Raw genomic sequence first — 4,029 nt, 5'->3', positions numbered from 1 at the left:
CTGTTAAATCAGCGGACGCTGGCGACCGCGTCGGAGCGGCCGTCATTGATCGTCACCCAAACGCCGGAATTCTGGTCCGACTGGCGCTTGAGATAGGTGTAGTCGGTGTCCGTCCAGGACAGGACCTTGGTCTCAAGATTGTCGAGGATGAATTCTCCGAGGCTGGTGCGCACGGTCAGCACCGCGTGGCCGTCGCCATTCGGCTGGCGCGCCACCGTCATCAGCAGATTGCCGGCGGGGACGCCCGCATCCATCAACTCGCGGCGCTTTTCCAGCGCGTAATCCTCGCAATCGCCATAGCCATTGGCCGGATAGGCCCAATATTCCTCGACACCGTAGTTTTCCATGTCGGTGCGCGGCTTGATGCGGGTGTTGACCGAATTGTTGATGTTGACGATCGTCGCCCACAGCTTGCGGGTCAGTTCGACCGGCGCACCCCTGGGGGTCCGTTCGCTGCATTCGCCGGGAATGCGCTGGCAGAACTCATAGTGACCAACAGGCTGGGTGGTGCGTCCACCGGTGTGCATATAGGCCGGTCCCGCGGCATATGCTGATCCCCAAGCGGAAAGCTGCATCGCCATTGCCGCCAGCAACAGCTTGCCCCTCGTTTTCTTCATTGTTGTAGTCTCCCCGTTCGAAGGAGACATTGCCACGTGTGGATTTATTTGACGCAAAAGCGCGAAGTAGATATTGAGTAAAACTCCAATAGAATAAACGTAAAATTTGAATCATTTGAGTATTAATTCGTTTGGATCTGAAGGCTCCCCACCTCGGGCGCGGAGCGCTCCCAGAAACAAAAAACCGGCCGCAAGGGCCGGTCCTGGAATGTTGCTGTCGGGCCTGCTCAGGCGCGTGACGTGTTGAATTCGGAATCAAGCGTTTCGGGACGCTGGATCACAGCGAATTCGATGGCGACGCCGTCCTCGAAATGACGCACGACCTGCCCGCGCATGGTGCCAAGCATGACCTGGATGCCGATCGCCGGTTTGACGTCGATTTCGACAGCGGCGCCGGAGAGCGAAAGGTCGATGATGCGGCACTGGTACTGGCGGCCGTCGGTGAGCTGCAGCACGCTTGTCGGATTGCGCGGTGCGACGCGCTCGTGGCGGCGATCTTCCGGCAGGTCGAGTTCATGCTTGTTGGCCAGCCAGGTCAATTGCGCGGCCAGCTTGTCCTTCTTGCGATCCGACGCAATGACGGTCATCGCGAAACCGTCCTGCAGGGTGCGTGTGACGACGCCTTCGATGCGGCCGATATGATCGATGTAGGCGATGATTTTTTCGCCGGGCATGCCGATGCGGTCGGTGCGAAACGCAACATTGCCCGGTGACATGTCGACGACCTGGCAGGGATGTTCGGTGCGGTCTTCCAGCATGAAGCGTCCGTAAATTTTAACCCGGACGCGCTGAAAGTTTCGCCTTTCAGCTTGGGACGGCGCATAGTCGACCGCCGCTGACCTCATGACTGCCTACACCCCGTTTGGCATCCCGCGCGCCGATGCGAGGAACTTCATCACAGAAGTACAACAAAGCGGGTTAACAAAGGGGAAAAGCGGGCGCTCCAGCGTTTTCCTTTTTGCAGGCCGTGGTGCCAAAACCGCCGCGCAGTTTTGGGCGACGTGCATCAGGTCTCAAAAAACAGCGGACTATTCCTCGCGCCCGCCATCGAAGACGACGAGATGACGGATGCGACGCACCCGGCCGAGCGCCGAGATCGTCTCGGGTGCCCCAAGTTCTTCGGGAACAAGCGAGGGAACATCGATCGCCGGGCGATTGTTCAGAAGCTCCTTCTCCGGATCTATGACGCGGATTGAATCGATCAACGCATCGGTGATCGGATCGGCACCCAGCCAGAAGGGTTTCTCCACGGCGCTGATGACGCCCAGGCAGCGCGGATTTTCGACGCCGCCGTCCAGCGGCAGGGCAAGCAGTTCGAACTTATTGGAGCGCCCGTTGCGGCTGAAGCCCTCATAGCTGATGAGCACGACCGATTTCTGCTCGAACACGCCATGGATCAGGCGCGAGACGAGCCGCTGGTCCTTCTCGCGCCACAGCGATGGAAAGGAAAATCCCTTGAGCTCGCGGCCGTAGCAGGCGCAAAGCCTCGTGCCGGCCAGCCGGAATACGGCCTGTCCGCGCGTGTCACGTTCCAGGATAAAGGTGTCGGCCAGCAGCGACTTGATGTCGGCCGGTTCGACCTCCGAACGCTTCGGGGCGGGGCGTCCATCACGCAGGCGGTTCCAATATTGGAACAGCGTGATCGATCCATTCTGGTTCATGCTATGCTGCTCCGCGCAATCTGTCGTCTGATGTCCCATCGGTGAACAGAAGGGCGCCCTCCGAGGACCTACATGCGTTGCGGAGCAGGAAGCGTGCCAGCGTCGTTAACACTTGTTCACGGGTCGGGGCCGTTAAGGTTAACAAGTGGTTTACGTTGCGTCTGAGCGAGCCCCGTGGCACACAAAAACCACTCCAGAAGCGGTCGTTTCGCGACGATCGGCAGCACTTCAGTCAGAGTTTTAGGGGAGCAGGGGGCTCGACCGGCCGTTCAAGGGAAACCTTGAACGGCTTCTTTTTTGATTCGCGCCAGATGATTCGCGGTTTGCTGTTCGGTCCGCGTTAATCTAGATGCTCGAACCTGGAATCCCGCAGTGAGTGCAATTTCAAATGAGTGAACCGGTAATTCCCTCGGAAGCCGACCCGGTCGAGGGCGCGCCCGAGCCGCGGCGCGAGCCGGTGTTCAACCTGCCGCCCGTCGTGCTGGCGGTGATCGGCATCTGCGTCGTCGTCTATCTGTTGCAGCAATATGTGTTGAGCGAATCCCAGCAGATGACATTGCTGTATGACGGGGCCTTCATCCCCGTTCTCTACACCGGGCAATACGGCTTCGACTGGTTCCTGTTTTCGCGGCCCTTCACCTACGCGTTCATGCATGGCGGCTTTGCCCATATCGCCATCAACATGGTGTGGCTCGCCGCGTTTGGTTCACCATTGGCAAACCGTCTGGGAACGCTGTGGTTCGCGCTGTTCTTTGCCGCAACCGGGCTGGCTTCGGTCGCGCTTTTCTGGGCACTGCATCCTTACGGTGAGGCGCCGCTGGTCGGGGCTTCCGGTGCGATATCAGGCATGATGGGGGCTGCGGCGCGTTTTGGCTTCCGCACCGATCGTTCGGCCGGCAAGGCCGCCTTCGCCGGCCCGGTGCTGCCGATCGCATTCGTGTTGCGCTTGCGCGGTGTCGTGATTTTCCTTGCCATGTGGATGGTCATCAATCTCGCCACCGGCCTGCTCGGTTTTGCCCCGGGGGTAGACGGCCAGATCGCCTGGGAGGCCCATATTGGCGGCTTTGTCGCCGGCTTCTTCGGCCTGCGCTGGTTCGACAGGCGATGGCAGGCGCCCGAATGGGAGACGGCCGACCACCACACTTGAAATGCAACCGATCACGGCGCACGATGTTCACTCTTACGTGAAGGCCGGTCAGGGCAGGAACCGGCAGGCAAAGCAGAGGAGGACGCCATGACGGTTAAGGCAATTCTCGAGAGAAAAGGCCATGACGTGTTGACGCTCGGGCCGAACGAAAAGCTTAGCGAAGCCATCCGTATCCTGGCAGAGCACAAGATCGGGGCGCTGGTCATCACCAATGGCGATCGCAAGATCGTCGGCATCCTGTCAGAGCGCGACATCGTCCGGGTTGTCGCCCGCGAAGGTGGAGCCGCGCTCGATATCCCCGTGCGTTCGGCGATGACGCCGAAAGTGAAGATCTGCAACGAAAACCACACCGTCAACGAGGTGATGGAGATCATGACCCGAGGCCGCTTCCGCCATCTGCCGGTGGAAAAGGACGGCATGCTCGATGGCATCGTGTCCATTGGCGACGTGGTCAAGCGCCGCATCGAGGATGTCGAGCGCGAGGCCGACGAGATCAGAGCCTACATCGCCACCGCCTGAGCGGTGAGGCGAACCGCCGGCCGGAGAACCGACCGGCGGAGCCGTGGTTACCTGTTGTCGAGTTCGGAGCGGACGAGTGCGAGCC

At 60.2% G+C, this 4,029-nt stretch carries 5 protein-coding genes; 2 read left to right on the top strand and 3 right to left on the bottom strand.

What is annotated here, in order from left to right:
* Positions 1 to 8 precede the first annotated feature (8 nt).
* The 3 genes from EN991_RS26155 to EN991_RS26145 all read right to left on the bottom strand — a co-directional run bounded on the left by EN991_RS26155 (position 9) and on the right by EN991_RS26145 (position 2,278).
* Positions 9 to 617 carry a transglutaminase-like cysteine peptidase gene (locus EN991_RS26155; RefSeq protein ID WP_063172304.1) on the bottom strand — a complete coding sequence of 203 codons (609 nt, stop codon included), beginning with the start codon at positions 615 to 617 and terminating at the stop codon, positions 9 to 11.
* A gap of 227 nt (positions 618 to 844) precedes the next feature.
* Positions 845 to 1,462: a PilZ domain-containing protein gene (locus EN991_RS26150; protein WP_127367722.1), complete on the bottom strand. Its 618-nt coding sequence runs from the start codon at positions 1,460 to 1,462 to the stop codon at positions 845 to 847.
* A gap of 183 nt (positions 1,463 to 1,645) precedes the next feature.
* Positions 1,646 to 2,278 (bottom strand): PAS domain-containing protein, encoded by a 633-nt coding sequence (locus EN991_RS26145; protein ID WP_127369850.1) that lies wholly within the window; start codon positions 2,276 to 2,278, stop codon positions 1,646 to 1,648.
* Between the two features lie 388 nt (positions 2,279 to 2,666).
* Here EN991_RS26145 and EN991_RS26140 point away from each other — a divergent pair, with 388 nt between their 5' ends.
* Both EN991_RS26140 and EN991_RS26135 read left to right on the top strand, forming a co-directional pair.
* Positions 2,667 to 3,425 (top strand): rhomboid family intramembrane serine protease, encoded by a 759-nt coding sequence (locus tag EN991_RS26140; RefSeq protein WP_013531343.1) that lies wholly within the window; start codon positions 2,667 to 2,669, stop codon positions 3,423 to 3,425.
* 87 nt (positions 3,426 to 3,512) lie between these two features.
* Positions 3,513 to 3,944, top strand: a complete 432-nt coding sequence (locus tag EN991_RS26135) for a CBS domain-containing protein (protein ID WP_013531344.1) — start codon at positions 3,513 to 3,515, stop codon at positions 3,942 to 3,944.
* The last annotated feature ends 85 nt before the right edge of the window (positions 3,945 to 4,029 follow it).

The sequence above is a fragment of the Mesorhizobium sp. M7A.F.Ca.US.005.03.2.1 genome (assembly GCF_003997795.1).
Lineage (GTDB): Bacteria > Pseudomonadota > Alphaproteobacteria > Rhizobiales > Rhizobiaceae > Mesorhizobium > Mesorhizobium ciceri.
This window is presented reverse-complemented; position numbering and strand designations above follow the sequence as displayed.